This window comes from Pseudoalteromonas phenolica (assembly GCF_044788725.1).
Classification (GTDB): domain Bacteria; phylum Pseudomonadota; class Gammaproteobacteria; order Enterobacterales; family Alteromonadaceae; genus Pseudoalteromonas; species Pseudoalteromonas phenolica_C.
Map to the genome: position 1 here is coordinate 1670903 of NZ_CP173161.1, position 19181 is coordinate 1690083.

19 protein-coding genes and 2 tRNA genes are annotated in these 19181 nt (G+C 40.6%); 6 read left to right on the top strand and 15 right to left on the bottom strand.

Features of this window, described 5'->3' with window-relative positions:
• Positions 1 to 135: 135 nt before the first annotated feature.
• From asnB to ACH784_RS07705, 7 genes are all read right to left on the bottom strand, one after another.
• Positions 136 to 1797: an asparagine synthase B gene (gene asnB / locus ACH784_RS07675; protein WP_404394776.1), complete on the bottom strand. Its 1662-nt coding sequence runs from the start codon at positions 1795 to 1797 to the stop codon at positions 136 to 138.
• A gap of 218 nt (positions 1798 to 2015) precedes the next feature.
• The gene (gene pcp, locus ACH784_RS07680) at positions 2016 to 2699 is read right to left on the bottom strand and encodes a pyroglutamyl-peptidase I (RefSeq protein ID WP_404394778.1); all 684 of its coding nucleotides are present in this window, start codon (positions 2697 to 2699) and stop codon (positions 2016 to 2018) included.
• Positions 2692 to 3714: a DUF979 domain-containing protein gene (locus tag ACH784_RS07685; RefSeq protein WP_404394780.1), complete on the bottom strand. Its 1023-nt coding sequence runs from the start codon at positions 3712 to 3714 to the stop codon at positions 2692 to 2694. Before ACH784_RS07685 ends, pcp begins: the two co-directional genes overlap by 8 nt.
• A complete protein-coding gene (locus tag ACH784_RS07690) occupies positions 3711 to 4439 on the bottom strand; it encodes a DUF969 domain-containing protein (RefSeq protein WP_404394782.1) in 729 nt (242 codons plus the stop codon). Before ACH784_RS07690 ends, ACH784_RS07685 begins: the two co-directional genes overlap by 4 nt.
• Before the next feature lie 4 nt (positions 4440 to 4443).
• Positions 4444 to 5379, bottom strand: a complete 936-nt coding sequence (locus ACH784_RS07695) for a biotin-dependent carboxyltransferase family protein (protein ID WP_404394783.1) — start codon at positions 5377 to 5379, stop codon at positions 4444 to 4446.
• Complete coding sequence (gene pxpB / locus ACH784_RS07700) at positions 5379 to 6026, bottom strand: 5-oxoprolinase subunit PxpB (protein WP_404394785.1); 648 nt, start codon at positions 6024 to 6026, stop codon at positions 5379 to 5381. Before pxpB ends, ACH784_RS07695 begins: the two co-directional genes overlap by 1 nt.
• A 141-nt stretch (positions 6027 to 6167) precedes the next feature.
• Positions 6168 to 7682, bottom strand: a complete 1515-nt coding sequence (locus ACH784_RS07705; RefSeq protein WP_404394787.1) for a leucyl aminopeptidase — start codon at positions 7680 to 7682, stop codon at positions 6168 to 6170.
• Positions 7683 to 7902: 220 nt separating this feature from the next.
• Between ACH784_RS07705 and msrA the strand changes: the two genes are divergently transcribed.
• Both msrA and ACH784_RS07715 read left to right on the top strand, forming a co-directional pair.
• Positions 7903 to 9096 (top strand): peptide-methionine (S)-S-oxide reductase MsrA, encoded by a 1194-nt coding sequence (gene msrA / locus ACH784_RS07710; protein WP_404395220.1) that lies wholly within the window; start codon positions 7903 to 7905, stop codon positions 9094 to 9096.
• A gap of 90 nt (positions 9097 to 9186) precedes the next feature.
• Positions 9187 to 9876 (top strand): YoaK family protein, encoded by a 690-nt coding sequence (locus tag ACH784_RS07715; protein ID WP_404394789.1) that lies wholly within the window; start codon positions 9187 to 9189, stop codon positions 9874 to 9876.
• A gap of 10 nt (positions 9877 to 9886) precedes the next feature.
• On the opposite strand, the gene ACH784_RS07720 is transcribed toward ACH784_RS07715, so the two are convergent.
• From ACH784_RS07720 to ACH784_RS07735, 4 genes are all read right to left on the bottom strand, one after another.
• Positions 9887 to 9963, bottom strand: a tRNA-Val gene (locus ACH784_RS07720).
• A gap of 18 nt (positions 9964 to 9981) precedes the next feature.
• A tRNA-Val gene (locus tag ACH784_RS07725) sits at positions 9982 to 10058 on the bottom strand.
• A gap of 102 nt (positions 10059 to 10160) precedes the next feature.
• Positions 10161 to 11162, bottom strand: coding sequence for a DUF3080 family protein (locus ACH784_RS07730; protein ID WP_404394791.1), 1002 nt, complete (start codon positions 11160 to 11162; stop codon positions 10161 to 10163).
• Entirely contained in the window at positions 11140 to 12489 is a 1350-nt protein-coding gene (locus ACH784_RS07735; RefSeq protein ID WP_404395221.1) for an MATE family efflux transporter, read from the bottom strand. The genes ACH784_RS07730 and ACH784_RS07735 overlap by 23 nt, the downstream gene beginning before the upstream one ends.
• 136 nt (positions 12490 to 12625) lie before the next feature.
• Here ACH784_RS07735 and ACH784_RS07740 point away from each other — a divergent pair, with 136 nt between their 5' ends.
• Positions 12626 to 13255 (top strand): riboflavin synthase subunit alpha, encoded by a 630-nt coding sequence (locus tag ACH784_RS07740; protein ID WP_404394792.1) that lies wholly within the window; start codon positions 12626 to 12628, stop codon positions 13253 to 13255.
• Positions 13256 to 13280: 25 nt separating this feature from the next.
• Here the strand turns inward: ACH784_RS07740 and ACH784_RS07745 are convergent, their stop codons facing one another.
• The gene (locus tag ACH784_RS07745; protein ID WP_404394794.1) at positions 13281 to 13484 is read right to left on the bottom strand and encodes a CPXCG motif-containing cysteine-rich protein; all 204 of its coding nucleotides are present in this window, start codon (positions 13482 to 13484) and stop codon (positions 13281 to 13283) included.
• A gap of 82 nt (positions 13485 to 13566) precedes the next feature.
• Entirely contained in the window at positions 13567 to 14424 is an 858-nt protein-coding gene (locus tag ACH784_RS07750) for a fructosamine kinase family protein (RefSeq protein ID WP_404394796.1), read from the bottom strand.
• A 157-nt stretch (positions 14425 to 14581) separates the two neighbouring features.
• On the opposite strand from ACH784_RS07750, the gene ACH784_RS07755 reads away from it, so the two are divergent.
• The gene (locus ACH784_RS07755) at positions 14582 to 15277 is read left to right on the top strand and encodes a DUF445 domain-containing protein (protein ID WP_404394798.1); all 696 of its coding nucleotides are present in this window, start codon (positions 14582 to 14584) and stop codon (positions 15275 to 15277) included.
• 80 nt (positions 15278 to 15357) lie between these two features.
• Here the strand turns inward: ACH784_RS07755 and ACH784_RS07760 are convergent, their stop codons facing one another.
• Positions 15358 to 15720 carry a DUF3718 domain-containing protein gene (locus ACH784_RS07760; protein ID WP_404394799.1) on the bottom strand — a complete coding sequence of 121 codons (363 nt, stop codon included), beginning with the start codon at positions 15718 to 15720 and terminating at the stop codon, positions 15358 to 15360.
• A gap of 439 nt (positions 15721 to 16159) precedes the next feature.
• Between ACH784_RS07760 and ACH784_RS07765 the strand changes: the two genes are divergently transcribed.
• Together ACH784_RS07765 and ACH784_RS07770 are read left to right on the top strand one after the other, a co-directional pair.
• Entirely contained in the window at positions 16160 to 17542 is a 1383-nt protein-coding gene (locus tag ACH784_RS07765; protein ID WP_404394801.1) for an amidohydrolase, read from the top strand.
• Positions 17543 to 17551: 9 nt separating this feature from the next.
• Positions 17552 to 18790 (top strand): amidohydrolase family protein, encoded by a 1239-nt coding sequence (locus ACH784_RS07770; protein ID WP_404394803.1) that lies wholly within the window; start codon positions 17552 to 17554, stop codon positions 18788 to 18790.
• A 60-nt stretch (positions 18791 to 18850) separates the two neighbouring features.
• On the opposite strand, the gene ACH784_RS07775 is transcribed toward ACH784_RS07770, so the two are convergent.
• A complete protein-coding gene (locus ACH784_RS07775) occupies positions 18851 to 19180 on the bottom strand; it encodes a TusE/DsrC/DsvC family sulfur relay protein (protein WP_404394804.1) in 330 nt (109 codons plus the stop codon).
• Position 19181: the final 1 nt, after the last annotated feature.

Below are 19181 nucleotides of genomic sequence, written 5' to 3' on the forward strand. Positions count from 1 at the left end.
GGTTATTAACATAAAGTGATTTAATCAATTCAAATCACCCTTATTTCTGCACGAATAGAAGAGTGCTGTTTTGAAATATTCACTTGATTAAAAACGCAGCCCTTGGGCTGCGCTTTGGTTAGAGTAAACTTTAAATTAATAAGCGTCGTTATGTACTTTTGCTGCGCGACCAGATGGATCAGCATTTTCTTGGAATGCTTTATCCCACGCTAGAGCCTGCGGTGTCGAACATGCAACTGATTTTCCGTGTGGTACACATTTGGCAGCAGCTTCACCCGGGAAATGCTCTTCAAAAATAGTGCGATAGAAATAGGCTTCTTTGCTATCAGGGGTATTGATAGGGAAGCGATATTGCGCATTTTCAAGCTCAGAATCAGATACTTGCTCTTCAACAAACTCTTTCAAAGAATCAATCCAAGAATAGCCTACGCCATCAGAGAACTGCTCTTTTTGACGCCATAGCACCTCATCAGGTAAATAGCCGTCGAATGCTTCACGAACGATATGCTTCTCAATGCGGCCATCTTTACACATCTTGTAATCAGGGTTGGTGCGCATGGCAATATCAACAAACTCTTTGTCTAAGAATGGTACGCGCGCTTCAACACCCCAAGCGGCCATTGATTTGTTCGCGCGCAAACAGTCAAACATATGCAGTTTTGAAACTTTACGGTTTAACTCTTCATGGAACTCTTGCGCATTTGGCGCTTTATGGAAGTATAAATAACCGCCAAACAGCTCATCAGCCCCTTCACCTGAAAGCACCATTTTAATGCCCATAGCTTTGATTTGACGCGACATTAAATACATTGGCGTTGATGCACGAACCGTTGTTACATCATAGGTTTCAAGGTGATAGATCACTTCACGTAGCGCATCTAAGCCCTGTTGAACGGTAAAGTGAATAGGGTGGTGTACAGTACCAATTTCATCTGCAACTTTTTGCGCAGCGGCTAAATCAGGTGAGCCTTCAAGACCGATAGAAAAAGAGTGTAGTTTAGGCCACCATGCATCTGACTCATCGTTGTCTTCAATACGTTTTGCGGCAAACTTTTGGGTTATGGCTGAAATAACCGATGAATCTAAGCCGCCAGACAGTAATACGCCATAAGGCACGTCACACATGAGTTGGCGTTTAACCGCAGCTTCAAGAGCGTCTTTTACTTCTTCAGCACTGGCTGGGTTGTCTTTTACCGCATCAAATGACTGCCAATCACGTTGATAATAGCTATGTAGCGTGCCTTCTTTTGAATATAGATAATGGCCCGGAGGAAACTCTTCAATGCTGGTACAAATCGGTGTTAGCGCTTTCATTTCACTAGCAACATAAAAGTTGCCGTGCTGATCGCGACCCGTATAAAGTGGAATAATACCGATGTGATCACGACCAATTAAATAGGCGTCGTTTTCTTCGTCGTATAAGCAGAAAGCGAAAATACCATTTAAATCGTCTAAAAATTCAGGGCCTTTTTGCTTATAAAGCGCCAAGATGACTTCGCAGTCTGACTCGGTTTGAAATTCAAAGTCAGTGGTTAAATTTGCAGCAAGTTCTTTGTGGTTATAGATTTCACCATTGACTGCAAGAATATGGGTTTTATCAGGGTTGTATAGTGGTTGCGCACCACTTGAAACGCCAACGATTGCTAAGCGCTCATGGACTAAAATGGCTTTGTCTGATGAATAGACACCTGACCAATCTGGGCCTCGATGTCGCAGTTTTTTCGACATCTCAATTGCTTGTGTTCGCAATTGAGCGGGATCTGTCTTAAGTTCTAGTACTCCAAAAATAGAACACATAATTACCTCATTCCTGTTAATTGCTGTCTGCGCATTGCCTGTTTTGTCAGGCATAATTAAAGAATTGTAAAATTGCGCAGCTACAGCCTCTATAACTAACAGAAAATTTTAGTTAAGTCACATAGATAATTAGGCTTAAAATGAATTTTTTATGTCAATACTGGTGCAATAGCAAAGCACTATTGCACCAATATGAAAAAGAGGGTGAATTGCTGTGATTAATGTGTGGTGCCAGCGGCTACTTTGAGATCAGGGTCGCTTGAAAGTCCATTTTTTATCAATAGCTTGAGTGCATCAACAACTGTTGTTTGACTCATGCTTGGTGCACCACCGTGGTGCACAGCTTGCTCTGGCAAAAATGGAATATGGATAAAGCCACCTCGGATTGATTTGTCATTCTTACCAAAATGGCGCGCTATATAATGCAGTAAGCCAAACATCACATGGTTACACACATAAGTTCCTGCTGTATTAGACACTTCTGCTGGAATGCCTGCTTCTATTAAGCCTTTAAACATGGTTTTGATAGGCAGCTTGGCAAAATATGCCGCAGGTGCATCATCAATAATGGTTGTATCGATTGGCTGATTCCCCGCATTGTCAGCAATGCGCGCATCATCAATATTAATGGCGATACGTTCTATCGAAACATGAGAGCGGCCACCTGCTTGACCAATGCACAACACTAAGCTTGGCTGATGTTTTTCTATCGCTAGATATAAGTGCTCAAGGGAGCGCCCGAACTCGCAGGGCAGCTCGACACATTCAACCTGGTGGTCATTAATGCTTTGACCATGTAATTGTTTTACCGCTTGCCATGATGGGTTAATACTTTCGCCACCAAAGGGTTCAAAACCCGTCAGGAGCACGGTCTTTAATTCGGTCTTGGTTTGTTTAGTCATTAAAGATCACTCCGTACATTAAGAAAATATTGATAATGAGTAATGCAATGGCCGTTGGGATCTGCACTTTGATAACTTGATATTTGTCTTTTAAATCAAGCAGTGCGGCAGGCACAATATTAAAGTTCGCAGCCATTGGCGTCATCAGCGTACCGCAGTAACCAGAATACATACCTATGGCAACAAGTGGCGCTGCTGCAGCACCATGCCCTTCAATTAAAAACGGCAGAGCGACACCCGCAGTCATTACAGGGAAAGCCGCAAACGCATTACCCATGATCATGGTAAATAGCGCCATACCAACACAGTACAACACCACTAACATAAAGCGGTTGTCTGGCGAAATAAATAGCTTCACAAGGTCTTGAATAGCCGTGCCGGTATTAGCCACGATAAATACACCACCTAACATGGCGAGCATTTGCGGTAAAATAGCCGCCCAGCCAATTGAATCAACCAAACGACGCGATTCAGAGAGTGCTTGGAAAGGCGAGCCTGAGGTAAAACGCCAAGCAACAATCAGTGCAACACCACATGCGAGGGTGAGTGAAGCAAGCGTTACATGTTTTTGGTCAAATAAATACACCTCAGCAATGTTCAAATTACTTAAAAGCAAGGTACAAATTACTGTAACCACAGGAATTAAAACCGCAGGTATAAACAACTTATTGCCTAGTCGTTTGGCATCACTTTCGAGTTGCTCTTCTGATGGCTGGTGGTAAGAGCCCATTGAGACTTTGCCAAGCCCTGCAAGTAAGGCGATGGCAATAACACTAAAGCCAACCCACTGATAGGTAAGCGACACGCCAATTAATTTAATTGAGAGATCACCAAATAAAAATACATTACCAAACAAGAACCAAAATAATGCAGTGGTGTATTTTTTGGGATGCTGTTTGTCTTGTATGGTTTTTACCACCAAAAACATCACAACAAAGCCAATTAAAAGATAAATGTTTTCAATCGAAATAATCGCTGTGCTATTTACTGTGTTGTCATTTACTGGGGCGCTCATGATATTGCCTCCTCAGCATTTAACACATTTTTAGATTTATGCTCGGCTATCATATTTAGAATACGTGCTTCTAAACGAGCAAGTCTGACTAGATGCACGATTAAAGCGGCGATGGCAGTTGGAATAGCCCAAAGACCAATGTGCAGAGGCTCAATGCCCGCAATGCCATTTTCTTTTAAGAACGCGTCCATCAGCAGAACTGCACCGAATGCGATAAAAATATCCTCACCAAAAAACACCGCAATGTTGTCGCAAGCCGCGGCATGAGCGCTAATTAAATCTTTGATTGGTTTAGGCAAATCACCATGCGTATTTGCGGCGGCACCTAATGCCATAGGGGCAAGTAATGGGCGAACGGTTTGCGCTTGGCCAGCTAGGCTCAAAAGGCCTAGAGCCGCAGAGCATTCACGTACCACAAAATACATGCTTAAAATGCGGGTGGTCGTAGCGCCTTTAATGTTAGCAATCCAAGTTTTTGCGCGCTGCTGCAGACCGTAGCGTTCCAGAATTGCTATTACTGGCAAGATAAGTAAAAAGCTAGCGAGTTGGCGGGAGTTCATAAACTTTTCGCCAAAGGTTTCGATTAAGGCGATAAAGTCCATGTCCACGGCAATACCTGTGGCAAGGCCTGCCGCAGTCACAACCAGTAGTGGGTTGAACTTTAAGGCAAAGCCAACCACGACCACTAGAATGCCGATAAGCGGCATATAGTTTAAATCAAACATGATGTTACTTCTTATTTTCTAATTGTTGTTTTGCGATTTTGAATCGCGTTATTTCTTGTTCTAGATTTTGCAATGCGGTGTTAGCCACATCAAAATCTACCAGCTCAAAGCGACAAAGTTTTGTTGGCGCTAATTGGCTAAAGTGACGCAAGTCTGCTTGGATCACAGTCGCAATAATTGGGTAGCCACCTGTTGTTTGGCAGTCATTGAGCAAAACAATCGGGGTGCCTGTTGGCGGTAATTGAATAACCCCGGGGTGAACACCTTGCGAATCAATGCTTTTTTGGTGCGTTAACAATGAGGAGCGTTCTAAACGGACACCCATACGATTACTCAGCTCGCTGACTGTCCATGTTTGCGATAAAAGCTGTTCTAAATATCCCTCTGGCAAGATATCACAATGTGGGCCTTTGAGTACTCTTACCACGTTTGTATAGTCAGAAGGTTTTATGGCCAGCTCTAAGCAAGGAACTAAGGTTTCAGAGAAGGGGATACAATCACCTTTTTGCAGCGCGTTTCCTTCAAAACCGCCAAATTTTGCTTGGCAGTCGGTACTGCGAGAGTTCATTACTTTCGGTACATAAAAACCATTTTCTACACATAAATAGGCGCGTAAAAAATCTGGGTGACTGGCAAATTTAATGATGTCGCCCGCTTTTGCATGGTAACGCCATCCTGGGTAGAGGGCTTTTGAATTGAGTTTTGCATTCAGGTTGCCCCCAGTGATGGCAAAATTACATGGCTTAGTAAATTCAAATTCAGCCAAACCAACAGTAATTTCTATACAAGCAGCAGTTTCTTTATTTCCCAGTAGTGCATTGCCTGCTTTAAATGCGATTGGATCGAGTACGCCAGATTTCGAGACACCTAAATGACGATGCCCGTGACGACCTAAATCTTGAATGCTACTGAAAACGCCGGGTTTGATCACTTTTAGCATCAGCGGTGCTCCTTTGGAATAAACCTGACAATGTCACCGGGTGCTAACAAGCTAGGCGAATCAGCATGAGGGTCAAATAAAGGCAGCTCGCATCTGCCTATTAGGTGCCAACCTCCGGGGGAGCTAGACGGGTAAATAGCAGTAAGAGATTCTGCTATTGCAACACTGAGTGCAGGTACATGTGCTCTTGGCGTGGCTTTTCGAGGCAACCTAAGTTGCTCCGGGAGCGATTCTAAATAACCAAATCCAGGTAAAAAGCCTAAAAATCCGACCTGATACTCTGTTGACGCATGCAATTCGATGACTTGCTTTTGGTTTAAATCAGTAAGCTCAGACACTTCATTTAAGTCAGGCCCAAATTCACCGCCATAGAAGGTATCGATTAGATGTGTTTTAGGGGTGAATGCTTCAGGTTCACTCTTTTCCCATAGGGTGATTAGTTGTTCTATCCAATAATCAGCTAGAGTAAAGTCATTGAGGTAGAAGGTAATAGATGAGTTGGCTGGAACTATGTCAAAAAATTCATTGGTATTATTTGCGGTTTGTGCGATCGCAAAGATTTTTTGTCGTACCTCCTGAGTAATTAATCCGTTAATTGATAGAACTAATGCTTGTTCACTAAGTTGATAGCATTGCACGCAGATCATGATTGTTCCGATTATTATATTTATTTTCTTATTGTGTCATAACAGGCAAGTATTGAGTACCTTAGCGACAAGCCAATACAAAAAAGCCACATCTATAAATGGATGTGGCTTTTAGATTAACTGTTTTAACTGCAGCAGTTATTACTGCTTGTTAGTTAAAAGCCAGTTACTTAGCATACGAACACCGTAACCTGTGCCACCTGCAGGGATTTCATCTTTTGCAGAGTTAGTTAACGCGTTACCCGCGATATCGATGTGTAACCAACGTGTGTCACCAGCAAAGTGTTGTAGGAATGATGCTGCAGTTGTTGCACCTGGACCACCAGAACCAATGTTAGTAATGTCAGCAATTGGCGACTTAAGCATGTCTTTGTAGCCTAATGGTAAACGCCATACCGGCTCGTTTACTTGCTTACCAGCAACAGTGATTTGGTCAACTAGCGTTTCGTCATCAGAGAAGATCGCAGAGTAACGGTTACCTACTGCACGGATCTTAGAACCTGTAAGTGTTGCAACATCAATCATGATCTCTGGCTTGTAGTATTCACGTGCGTACCACATAGCGTCGCTCAGTACTAAACGACCTTCAGCGTCAGTGTTTAATACTTCAACGCTTAAACCTTCAGCAGTGCGAAGTACATCACCTGGTGCGATTGAGTTTTCTGAAACCATGTTGGCAGCCATACCCATAACCGCAACTACGTTTACATCTGCTTTGCTTAGTGCCATTGCTTTAACAGTACCAAGTACCGCTGCAGCACCGGCCATGTCAGATTTCATGCGGTTGATAGATGACCCAGTTTTGATGCTGTAACCACCTGAATCGAATGTAATACCTTTACCAACAAGTGCGATTGGCGTGCTGTTATTACCTTCATAGTGTGCAACAACTAGACGTGAACCGTCTTTAGAGCCACGGCCAACACCTTCAAGTGCGCCCATGCCAAGCTCTTTAAGTTTTGCAGGCTCTAATACTGTTACTTTAACACCGTATTGCTCAAGCTCTTTTGCAGCTTTAGCAAAATGAACAGGCGTCATTTCAGTTGGTACTTCAGACGTTAGATCACGTGCTAAAAATACACCTTTTTCGATGTTTGCTAGTTGCTGGTATGCTTTCGCTGTTGCTTTTTTATCAGCTACATCGATGTTGTAAGTTACATTAAATTTGTTTGGCTCTTTTTTGTATAGCTCAAACGTGTAATCACGTAAGTTTGCACCGTGTGCAAGTTGTGCTGCAAGGTCAGCGTTGCTCGCTGCGCCTTTAACATCTTCAAACGCGATTGTCGCTTTATTTACTTTTTTACCTTCAAGTTTAGCGTGTAAATTAGCACCAAGCTTAGCCATTTTTGCTGAGTCAAGTTTGTCTTCTTCACCTAAACCAACCACTAAAATACGGTCGTAATCGCTATCAACTGGTGCGATTACTTCTAAAGTTTTACCGTAAGCACCTTTGAATTCAGCTGTTTTGATAGCGCGGTTAATTTGTTTTTTGGTATCTCTATCTAAGAAATCAAATTGTGTTGCTGCTTCGCCAGCTTGGAAAACAACAAGCGCATCACCCTTGCTTAATTTAGAGTTGAAATTGAAGTCTGCTGCAAATGCGCTAGATGCAGAAACTGCTAACGCGATTGCACTGATCTGTGAAACAAATTTCATAGTACATTCCTAGATAAATAATTTGTTGGCTTTTTACATTAAATTCGAAAATAAAGACACTCAATGTCGTTCAATTTACGAGTTTAAACGGTGGATGAAAGTAAATTCATACCCACAAGGTCATAGTTAATAAGTTTCAAGCACATTTTAGGTCAATTAAATGAAAGTAATAATTACGATTTTGTTTGCGTTGCTATTTTTTCCTCTGTTTTCAAATGCAATGGATAAAGACAATGCAACTTCTCACATTCAAACATTGGTGCTGGGCTCAGGATGTTTCTGGGGAGCTGAAAAAGGCTATGAGCAGTTAGAAGGAGTGCTAGACGCTGAGTCTGGTTATGCTGATGGTCGTGGTTTTAAGGCAAGTTATAAAGAAATCATAAAGCGTAAACGCCGTTTTGATGAAAATAATTATGCCGAAGTGGTTAAAGTGACCTACAACGCCAATGTGTTAAGCACCAGAGCGCTGCTTGAACATTTTTTTGAAAGACACGATCCGACTCAAGAAAATCGCCAAGGTAACGATATCGGCACTCAGTACCGTTCTACTATTTTGTATAACACACCTGGGCAACTCGCAGTGATCAATAATGTAAAAGCTGAATTTCAGAATTTATTAAGCAAGGCAGGGTATGGAGAAATAAAGACCCAAGTGAAACCACTTGAGCAGTTTTATCGTGCCGAAGAATATCATCAAAATTACATTGCTAAAAACCCAAATGGTTACTGCCCTGATCATTCTACTGGTGTGACGTTTAAGCAAACAAAACCACTTAAAGTTGATAACAGCTCTCTGCTGGTGGGCAAGCAAGTGGTGATCATTGATTCTCGCAATTACTGCCCATATTGTGAAAAACTTAAATCTACCGTACTAAACGACTATCAAGGCACAATTCCATTAACTTATCGCTATGCAGATCAACTTGACGGTTTAGTGGTTCGTTCTGCAACTTGGGCAACTCCTACCATTCTATTCTTTGAAAATGGTAAAGAAGTCGCAGGCTTTCAAGGTTATATGAATCGAGAAGACTTTTATCAAGCGCTGGGTGCATTTAAATTGGGTGAATCAGAAGCCTACGACGTTGCTTTTCAAAAAGGCACCGACAGACCGTTTTGTAAAGAATATGACCTGTTCAAGAAAACAGGTGAGGGCGTGTTTATTGATAAACTCAGCGGTGCACCATTGTTTGAAACCTCTAAGCGATTTAACTCAGGCACCGGGTGGTTGTCGTTTACTCGTCCTGTAAAAGACAGCGTCACTTACCATGACGATAATAGCTTTGGTATGAAACGAATTGAAATACGTTCTAAGTCAAGCGGTATTCATCTGGGTCATGTTTTTAAAGGGGAAGGACCGAGAGGACAAGATAGGTATTGTATTAATGCGACGGTGTTAGAGTTTAAAAAACACTAGGTGAAAGCTTAATACCTATTTGCAATACTGAATAAAACTTTAATAGTTTAATATTAAACCCATCATAACATTAACTTGTGGGTTTAAAAGTTGATAACACAATTACCAAGATGGGTTGAGTTTGGGGCATTTATTTTGGCTATGATAGCTGGTTACGTAAATGCGGTCGGCTTATTGGGGTTTGATCATCAATCGGTATCACATCTTTCTGGTACTGCAACCCTTTTTGGCACAAGTTTGATTAACGCACCTTTAGACAACAGCCTGATATTATTAGGTGTTTTACTATCGTTTCTGATTGGCTCGACAATTTCAGGCTGGTTACTTCATGCGCCTACGCTCAAATTAGGCCGTCATTATGACACTGCCTTAGTTATCGAATTTGGGTTACTGATTATCACAACTTATTTGCTCACACACGGAAAACCTTACGGGCATTTTTTTGCGTCTGCAGCATGCGGGTTACAAAATGCGATGGCAACTACGTATAGCAATGCGATTATTCGTACAACACATATAACAGGTATTTTCACTGACTTAGGTATTATGTTTGGCTCATTTCTAAGAGGGGAGCCATTAGATGCTCGAAAGCTAAAACTATTTCTATGTATTATATTAGGCTTTATTTTAGGTGGTGTGTTAGGTGCTGTTATGTATGCGCAGTTCGATTACCGATCGTTATACGTACCAGCGTTGAGCTGTTTAGTTTTAGCAATAAGCTATAAAGTTTATAATCTGAAACGTGATAGAGAAAATGAAAAAGAGATTCAAAAAAGATAATTTATAGAGTTGGTACAACCGAGTGGATTCGAACCACCGACCCCTACCATGTCAAGGTAGTGCTCTAACCAACTGAGCTACGGTTGTACTAAATAGAAGTGTTGTTGGTACAACCGAGTGGATTCGAACCACCGACCCCTACCATGTCAAGGTAGTGCTCTAACCAACTGAGCTACGGTTGTACAATGTTAGGAAGTTCCTAAACAACGGCGGCTAATATATAGCGCGTAAAAAAAATGTTCAAGCATTGAAGCTAAAATTTTGTTTGTTTGCGTTTTTTTTGCTCATACTGGCTTAATATCACACGCTTTATAAAAGTTTTGCCACCAAACGACGTGCTCTTTACTGGTTTGTTTAAGCCGATTTAATAATGAGCTCTGGCTCTGCACATCGACCAAACCTGCAATTTTTTTATGGTTTTTCCAAAGTAAAAACAATAAAGGGGAAGCTTTTTCAAGCTGACCCGTTAAATCAGCCTGATAACCTTGAATACGATTAAGATAAAATTTATTAAATACAGCATTTAAAATCTGAGCTTCATTCTTATTTTTACCAGCTTGGCAAACCTTGGCGGTGTAATCAAATTGCGACAGCCATTGTGTGAGTTGTTGATTGTAGGCAATTTGGAATCGAGCACTTGAAAGTAAGCGTTTAATGAACTGGTTTTGGTGTAGTTTTTCAAGGGCATCAGTCAGCGAATTAGGTTCGATATCTGAATATGCTTCACGGTGGATTTTTTCAGAAATAGAAGTGAGGAGCGTGATTGCTTCTAAAGCGCTGAAACTACTGTAAGCTTTGTTATCGACAGGTAAATAGTAGCTCGTTAATTGTAGTAACCCTTTTAGTTCAGACTCGTTGAACAGCATGTACTCAAAGTCGTCGCTTAGAGTTTGTTGCTTTTCTAACACGGCTGCTGCCAAAGTTTGTTTTAAGCTTTCGTCAGTGGTGAGGGGATCAGTTAAACATTCATTAGCTAGAGTGATAAAGCGTATTTGATATTTAAACCGTTCACTTGGCACTTGGGTTTTCCCTAGCTGATTGTTTCGCTTGGCGACTAAGGTTGATAATTTACAATGTGCTAGCGAACCAAGCTCTAGAATAGAAATATGATGTTTAGACTCTGAAAGGTGAACTTTTGGAAAGTTCACGTTTTCAAGCTTAGGTTCGGCTGGTGGGGTGTTTATCACCGCACTCAGCCTTGTTTTATATTCCTCGTTAATATCAGCAACATTGTCACTACAGGCTGACAATAAGCAAAGGCTGCTAATCAGTAACCATTTGTGCAAGACGATTCCTCACGCTAAGTAACAATAAACAAGCCGCAACTGATAAACCCAAAATAATACCTATCCAAAACCCTTTCGCGCCCATAGGTGCAACCAGCCAATTTGTTTTTGCCAGCACATACCCTAAGGCGAAGCCAATTAACCAATAAGAGACAAAAGTGATACCCATAATAGGCTGAGTATGTTTAAGGCCTCTGAGTACACCGCTGGCAGCAACTTGAAGGGCATCTGGTAACTGATAAAAACAAGCTAAGATGATGATCCCCATTGCCAGTTGTGCTACTTGTTCGTTTTGGGTGTATAGATACGTAACAGGCTCTCTAAATATAAATGTAACGAGTGCAACGAAAAAAGCGATCATCGCTGCCAGACAAAAACTTGTAAATATGGCCGTTTTTAATTGAGTATAGGCTTGCTGACCAGATAAATTCCCAATTCTGATTGCAATGGCCATAGAAAGGCTCAATGGCATCATAAATAAAACCGCTGTGACACTTGCTGCAATTTGATGGCCTGAAACCATAATAGCCCCCAAATCGGCAATAAATAAGGGAATGCAAGCAAATAGCGTTACTTCAAAAAAAGTGGCCATTGAAATAGGAAAGCCAAGCTTGGTTAAATAAAACATGGATTTAAAATTGGGCTTCTCAAAACGGCTTACTAACCAGCGACCTTTTAATTTTTTACTATTAAAACTGTAAATTATTTGGCTTAAGGCCATTGCACAGGCAACTAAGCTGGTAGCTACACCACAACCTGCGGCCCCTAACGCTGGCATGCCTAACTTACCGTAGATGAAAATGTAGTTGGCGATAATATTGACCATTAAACCAATAATACTGATGTAGAAAGTTACTTTGGTTAAGCCTACGCCCTCAGAGACGTTTCGATAAACATTAAACACTAAAAAGCCTAAAACCCCCCACTTTACATATTCGATGTAAGCTTGTGAGGTATTCACTATTTCTGCTTTAGCGCCGAGTTTTGCAAAAATAAATGGCGTGATGAGAGGAAAAAAAAACACCAGAGCACTTAAAACAGCAACTAAGAATAAGCTTTGCTGAAAATAATGCTTTATGCCTTTTTTGTCTTTGGCACCGTGGCAGTGAGCCACAACGCTTGTTAGGGCAAGTAAAATGCCCTGAAGAGAAAAAATAACAGGGTTTAATACACCTGTGGCTATAGAGAGCGCAGCAAGATCATTGGCGCTGACTTGACCCGCCATCATGGTATCTACCACAGACATGAGCACTAAAATAATTTGTGCAAAGAAAACCGGTATGGCTAATTGAAGAAGGCGTTTTGCTTCCCAAAGGCTAAATTTCATAGGTACGACAGCAAAAAACCTCATTCTAATCCTGTTGTGACTTGCATGCTATCAAAAACGATAAATAACCAAAAAGGTTGGTTAACCCGAGAATGTTCATACTGTATTATTAGGCTTCGACTATTTAGGAGCATTCATGTTTACAGGCATTATTCAGACAAAAGCGAGTGTAATTTCGACCAACTTAAATGGTGGAGTGTTAAGACTGGTTTTGTCAGTTGGATCAGAATATCTTCAACACTTAGATTTAGGAGCGAGCATTGCCATCAATGGTTGCTGTCTAACAGTGGTAAGTTATGAAGTTAACCCCCAAGACGTTGTAGGCCAAGTTAGTTTTGACGTTATTGAAGAAACGTTGAAGTTAACCAATCTGGGTAATTTAAAACGTGGCATGTTCGTTAATTTAGAGCGTTCGGTGACTTTTGGGACTGAGTTAGGCGGCCATATTGTTTCGGGACATATTCATTGCACTGCAGAAATTGAAAAGATAGTAGTCCAAGAGAGTAACTGTAAAATATTACTATGCCTTCCTAAACAGTGGTTAAAATACATTGTTTACAAGGGGTTTGTCTGTATTAACGGTGCCAGCTTAACTGTTGGTGAAATGACAGATACAGGGTTTTGGTTGCACCTTATCCCTGAAACCTTGGCAATTACTAATCTCGGTATGGCTCAAGAAGGCGACAAGCTAAATATCGAAGTTGATCAACAAACGTATACTATTGTAAATACTGTTGAGAACTATATGCGCAAGCACGTTCAATAATTCTTTAACAGCATAACGAGCCGATTTAGAAAATCTGCTCGTCATCGCTGTCGATATGAAGCTCTAACTTATTCTGCGCGTAATCGATATGCATGTTTAGGTGGATAGGGTTACAGCAAGCCGCACAATCTTCATACATATCTTGATCGCCATCACTGGCATCTAAGCTCACGAAAATATAATGGCCACAATGTGGACAGCTAATACGTTGTTGATATAAAGACTTCATAGAAGCCTCCATAAAATCAATGAATGTAATTTAAATATAGCAGCTGTCATGATAATTACATTATTGTTAAATTTTCAATATTCTATAATTGCTCAAGTATATGTTTTATTTTGTCTTTTGATTGGTTTATGTAATCTCCAGCAAAGCGATTTGCCATTAATAACAAAGGGTAGAGCTGGTAAATATCTCTGAGTAAAGGTGTGAGCTCAATCGAGGTGATTGACTGGTAGCCCGCATAAAACCCGTCAGGCAGTGTCGCGAATAATTCTGCGGTGGCGATATCTACAAATTTATCTCCATAGTAACTAGCCGGATCTAGCAGCATAGGTTTACCGTGATAAAAACGAATATTTCCTTTCCAAAAGTGGCCATGAAGTAATGATGGCGATACATGATGTGGTATATGAGGTTTAATGACTTGCACAAACTCATCAATATCAACGAGCTTAGTGTTTTGTTCAGCTAATAATTGCAGTTGGAATCCCAAGCGCTCTTCAGCAAAGAATATATGCCATTTTTTGTGCCAGTGGTTAGGTTGAGGTTGCCCAATAACATAATTATCTTCATCGCAACCAAACATTTCTTGTTCGCATCGAATGTGCATTTTTGCCAATGTTTCACCACATAAATACCAATCATCTTTACTATTAATGTCTTCTAAAAACTCTAATACCATAAATGCAAATTCTTTAGACTTACCTAAAGTAATGGTGTCCGCAATTATGAAATCAGAATCTCTGGTAAGAATGTATCTGGCATTTGCTTCTGCTTCGAATAATTCGAACTGGGCTATGGGGGCGACTTTGACTAAAAAACTCTGACTAGCGTCAGAAATTTTGTAGTGTTTGAAAGCAGAATGGGTGTTTAAAGGATGTTTGTGAGTTAATTCAAACGGTGCGTGGATGGCCGCAGACACCTGTTGTTTGACACATTGCCACATAAGACAGCTCAGCTTTTTCACATCGGATATTAAAACTATGGTTTAAATTTCGAATAACTCAATAAAAGCAAACAAAAATATCACCAAAATTACGCTTCGAATCTATATTTTGCCGCATAGCCTAGATACAATTCGTTGGTTTCACATCGGAGGACCAATGAATAAGAGTTACATTACAAACATCATTGCATTTTTGCTGGTATTAGCTGGGTATTTATTTCCTCAGCCAATCTTGTTTTCTGTTGGTATCTTTGCTTTATCGGGAGCCATGACCAACTTGATTGCAATTCATATGTTGTTCGAAAAAGTGCCTTTCTTATATGGCAGTGGTGTGATCACACTCAAGTTCAAAGAGTTTAAAGCGTCTATACGTTCACTTATTCTTGAACAGTTTTTTACTAAAGAAAAAATTGAGTCAGTACTAGAAAGCCAAGGCGAAGTGGATCTGAAGCCGGTAATTGAGAAAGTCGATTTAAGTCCGGCATTTGATAAATTAGTCACTGTGATCGAAGGGTCTCAGTTTGGACCAATGCTAGGCATGTTCGGAGGCAAAGAAGCGCTTGAACCTATGCGAGAATCTTTTGTCGATAAAATGCAAGGGGCGATTATTGAAATTACCGAAGAAGATAAGTTTAAGCAAATGCTAAAAGAAGAACTGTTTTCTCATGGTGGTTCAGATAAAATTTTTTCTACAATCGAAAAGGCAGTCGATGGTCGCTTGGCTGAGTTAACGCCAATTATGGTTAAAGACATCATTCAAAATATGATCAGAACCCATTTAGGCTGGTTAGTCGTGTGGGGTGGGGTATTCGGCGGATTATTTGGTTTAGTGGCTGAGTTACTGGGGAAGTAACGGTATAAAAGTTTTTGAGAATGCGTCAAATCATATAATTTGACGCATAATATTTGTAAAACATGTGTTGCTACCTGTGATTATTTAGAACCAGACACCACGAGCACATCACTGCGATTCTTAGCGGCTAAGTCACGGATACTTGTCGATGTATTCATATCAAGATTCAGATGCCTTGCACTTTGAACCAATCCATAAGTCGCTGCGAAATTTTCAACACTTAAGTCATTGCATGTAAGCTTTTTGGTCATTGTATATTTGCTGATACGGATTTTTTCCATCGTGTTATTAAGTACTCGTCTATTGTCTTTAGCTACAGCCATACACAATTGAGTGCCGATAGTATTGTCTGCTGCCATAAATTCGGTTGCATTTGCATTAGCTGCAAAAGTAGAGGTTGCTAGAAGAAGTGTTGCACCTAGTGTAGTTAACGTATTCATCATTTTGCTCCATTTGTTTATGAGATACAGGTTAAGTATTGCTGTAACACATAAAGAATGCTGTAAATCAAAATCGACAAGATGTAATGAAATGTGTGTTCAGTAATATTAATTTTAACTACTTGATTAATAATGAGTTAAACTAAGGAAAGTGTGTCGAGAAAAAGAATTTATTTTAAATATTTTCATTGTTAACATGGTGTTTTCAAAAAGCACACTTTGTATTATCTGAAAATATTTATTTGTAACTCCAAATGGCAAAATGTGTCATTTGCGACATACTTTTCGGTAATTCTTACAACTCAACCTTTAAACCTTTTACTTTAGGGAAGTTGTTGTGCGCCGTAAAAATGCAATATTTCATCGTAAATCATTGCAGTTATTGGTAAACACATCGTAACCTAATGACGACAAACTAAAATCAACAAACTGAGATAACCCTATGCAAAAATTTGCAATGTCTACGGTTGTACTCGCACTTGCTGCAGCTTTATCTGGATGTCAGGATAAAGGCCCGCAAAAAGAGCATGTATCAATCGAAAAAAATCCATACCCAAGTACTTACAAGCCGGTATCTTCAAATTCAGTCTTAATTACGAATGCAACAGTATTAACAGGTACTGGTGAGCGCTTAGATGATGCTGACGTTTTTATCGTTGACGGTAAAATTCAAACAGTTGGTAAAGACTTATCAGTGCAGGCAGACTCAACTGTTAATGCACAGGGTAAGTGGGTAACACCTGGTATTATTGATGTTCATTCACATTTAGGTGCATATCCTAGTCCATCAGTTGAATCACACCAAGATGGTAATGAAATGATAAGCCCAAATACAGCACAGGTTTGGGTTGAGCATTCAGTGTGGCCTCAAGATCCTGGCTTTAACCGTGCGCGTGAAGGTGGCATAACCACTTTACAAATCCTGCCTGGCTCAGCGAATTTGTTTGGTGGTCGAGGTGTGACCCTAAAAAATGTGCCAGCACATACAATGCAAGGCATGAAATTCCCTGAAGCTCCATATGGTTTAAAAATGGCGTGTGGTGAAAACCCGAAACGTGTATACGGTAGCAAAGGTGTAGCGCCATACACGCGTATGGGTAATATGGCAGGTTACCGTCAAGCATGGATCGAGGCGACAGAATATAAAGCAGCTTGGGAGCAGTACGAAGCTGAATTTAAAGCGGGTTTGAACCCAACTGCACCAGAACGTGATATTAAAAATGACACACTACGTGGCGTTTTAGATGGTGAAATTTTAATTCATAACCACTGCTATAAAGCTGAAGAAATGGCAATGATGATCGACTTATCAAAAGAGTTTGGTTATCACGCAGGTACTTTCCACCACGGTATTGAAGCTTATAAAATCGCCGATTTACTTGCTGAAAACGGTAGCTGTGCTGCACTTTGGCCAGATTGGTGGGGCTTCAAAATGGAAGCATACGATATGGTTCAAGAAAATGTTGCTATCGTAGATGCGGTTAAAAATTCATGTGCCGTTGTACACTCGGATTCTGATACAACTATTCAGCGCTTAAACCAAGAGGCTGCAAAGGTAATGTATACAGCGAATCAAAGTGGCTTTAACCTGAAAGAACAAGATGCGATTAAGTGGATCACTTATAACGCAGCTAAATCTCTGGGCGTAGCTGATAAAACAGGTTCACTTGAAGCGGGCAAACAAGCCGATGTTGTTATTTGGGATAAAAACCCGTTCAGCGTATACAGTAAAGCAGAAGAAGTTTACGTTGATGGCGCAAAAGTATATGACCGCAACGATGAAAAGTATCAAGCAGTCAGTGACTTTATGCTAGGTCAGCGATAGGAGTAAACCATGAAAAAGTTTAATTTATCTTTAGTAACAGGTGCTTTACTTGCGAGCTCAGCAGCATTTGCACAAGTTACGGCAATTACAAATGCCACAGTTCATACGATGACCGATAAAGGTGTACTTAAAGACGCCACAGTATTAATCGAAGACGGTAAAATCATTGCGATTAACCCATCATCAGTATCAGCTGATGTGACAATCGATGCGCAAGATAAAATCTTAACGCCTGGTTTCATTGGTTCAATGAACCAAGTTGGCTTGGTTGAAGTGGGTGCAGTATCTCGCTCAAACGATGGCTACGATAAAAAAGCTTCAGAAATGTTTGATGCAAGCACAGCATTTAACCCTCGTTCATCATTGATCCCTTATGCGCGTAAAGGCGGTATTACACAAAACATTGTTGTTCCTCGTGGTGGTGAAAGCGTTTTTTCTGGCTTAAGCTTTGTAACAGACTTAAGTGGTGAGTTTGAAAGCGTTACAGCAACTGAAACTGCGTTAATTGTGCGTTTAGGTGCAAAGAGAAGCGGTTCTCGTGCAGTGTCTTTAAAGCAGCTGGTTGACAAACTTGAAGGTCAACAAAAGAAGCTAGCTAAAAAAGACAAAAAAGATGACAAGAAAGACGAGCCTAGTAAAGAAGAACAGGTACTAACAAAAGTACTTAAAGGCGAGCTACCTGTGATCACTAAGGTATCTCGTGCATCAGACATTTTAGAGTTGTTAAAGGTCAAAAAGCAGTTTGGCTTAAATTTAGTACTTTGGAATGCTGAAGATGCACCTTTAGTTAAAGCTCAGATCTCTGAAAGCAAAACGCCGGTTATCTTAAGCGCCGTTAGTAATTTACCTAGTGACTTTGATTCGCTTCACGCAAGTCTAGAAACGGCTGGTGAGCTTGAAAAAGCGGGTGTTAAAGTTCTATTAGCAGTGGGTTCAGACTCAAGCCACAATGTCTATCAGCTTCGCTTTGATGCAGGTATTGCTGTTGCAAATGGCATGAGCCATGACGGTGCATTAAAAGCTGTAACAAGCAATATTGCAGATGTATTTGGTCTGAATGCAGGTAAAGTAGCTAAAGGTCAACGCGCTGATTTAGTACTTTGGAGCGCAGATCCATTTGAATTCAGCACAAGTATTGAATCAATGTGGATCAACGGCGAAAAAGTGAATACAAATGATTCACGCCACGACAAGTTACGTGATCGTTACAATACACCTTCTGATATGCCACGTGCATATACTAAGTAAGGTGTGCAGATAAGAAAGGGCTGATTATCAGCCCTTTTTTATAGCTAAATTTTTAAAAAATTAAATACAACGAGCAGGTTTTGGTAGACCTGCTATTTTGGTGGCTTGTTTAGCCGGACCTTTTGGGAATAGTTTATATAAATACATACTATTGCCTTTATCTTCGCCAAGCGCTTTGGCCATGGCTTTCACGAGCATACGAATTGCAGGGCTGGTGTTGTACTCTTCATAAAAGTCTCTTACAAAACGCACGACTTCCCAATGTGCATCTGATAATTCGATATTTTCTTCAGCTGCAATAACTGGGGCTAACCCTTCACTCCACTGTGTATGGTCAAGTAAGTAACCTTGTTTATCTGTCTCTATTTGGATGTTATTAAATTCAATCATA

What these genes read in the sequence shown, in the direction of transcription:
- asnB (WP_404394776.1), bottom strand. Translation starts at nt 1,797, where the DNA reads ATGTGTTCTATTTTTGGAGTACTAGAACTTAAGACAGATCCCGCTCAA.
- pcp (WP_404394778.1), bottom strand. Translation starts at nt 2,699, where the DNA reads ATGACTAAACAAACCAAGACCGAATTAAAGACCGTGCTCCTGACGGGT.
- ACH784_RS07685 (WP_404394780.1), bottom strand. Translation starts at nt 3,714, where the DNA reads ATGAGCGCCCCAGTAAATGACAACACAGTAAATAGCACAGCGATTATT.
- ACH784_RS07690 (WP_404394782.1), bottom strand. Translation starts at nt 4,439, where the DNA reads ATGTTTGATTTAAACTATATGCCGCTTATCGGCATTCTAGTGGTCGTG.
- ACH784_RS07695 (WP_404394783.1), bottom strand. Translation starts at nt 5,379, where the DNA reads ATGCTAAAAGTGATCAAACCCGGCGTTTTCAGTAGCATTCAAGATTTA.
- pxpB (WP_404394785.1), bottom strand. Translation starts at nt 6,026, where the DNA reads ATGATCTGCGTGCAATGCTATCAACTTAGTGAACAAGCATTAGTTCTA.
- ACH784_RS07705 (WP_404394787.1), bottom strand. Translation starts at nt 7,682, where the DNA reads ATGAAATTTGTTTCACAGATCAGTGCAATCGCGTTAGCAGTTTCTGCA.
- msrA (WP_404395220.1), top strand. Translation starts at nt 7,903, where the DNA reads ATGGATAAAGACAATGCAACTTCTCACATTCAAACATTGGTGCTGGGC.
- ACH784_RS07735 (WP_404395221.1), bottom strand. Translation starts at nt 12,489, where the DNA reads ATGAAATTTAGCCTTTGGGAAGCAAAACGCCTTCTTCAATTAGCCATA.
- ACH784_RS07740 (WP_404394792.1), top strand. Translation starts at nt 12,626, where the DNA reads ATGTTTACAGGCATTATTCAGACAAAAGCGAGTGTAATTTCGACCAAC.
- ACH784_RS07745 (WP_404394794.1), bottom strand. Translation starts at nt 13,484, where the DNA reads ATGAAGTCTTTATATCAACAACGTATTAGCTGTCCACATTGTGGCCAT.
- ACH784_RS07750 (WP_404394796.1), bottom strand. Translation starts at nt 14,424, where the DNA reads ATGTGGCAATGTGTCAAACAACAGGTGTCTGCGGCCATCCACGCACCG.
- ACH784_RS07755 (WP_404394798.1), top strand. Translation starts at nt 14,582, where the DNA reads ATGAATAAGAGTTACATTACAAACATCATTGCATTTTTGCTGGTATTA.
- ACH784_RS07760 (WP_404394799.1), bottom strand. Translation starts at nt 15,720, where the DNA reads ATGATGAATACGTTAACTACACTAGGTGCAACACTTCTTCTAGCAACC.
- ACH784_RS07765 (WP_404394801.1), top strand. Translation starts at nt 16,160, where the DNA reads ATGCAAAAATTTGCAATGTCTACGGTTGTACTCGCACTTGCTGCAGCT.
- ACH784_RS07770 (WP_404394803.1), top strand. Translation starts at nt 17,552, where the DNA reads ATGAAAAAGTTTAATTTATCTTTAGTAACAGGTGCTTTACTTGCGAGC.
- ACH784_RS07775 (WP_404394804.1), bottom strand. Translation starts at nt 19,180, where the DNA reads ATGATTGAATTTAATAACATCCAAATAGAGACAGATAAACAAGGTTAC.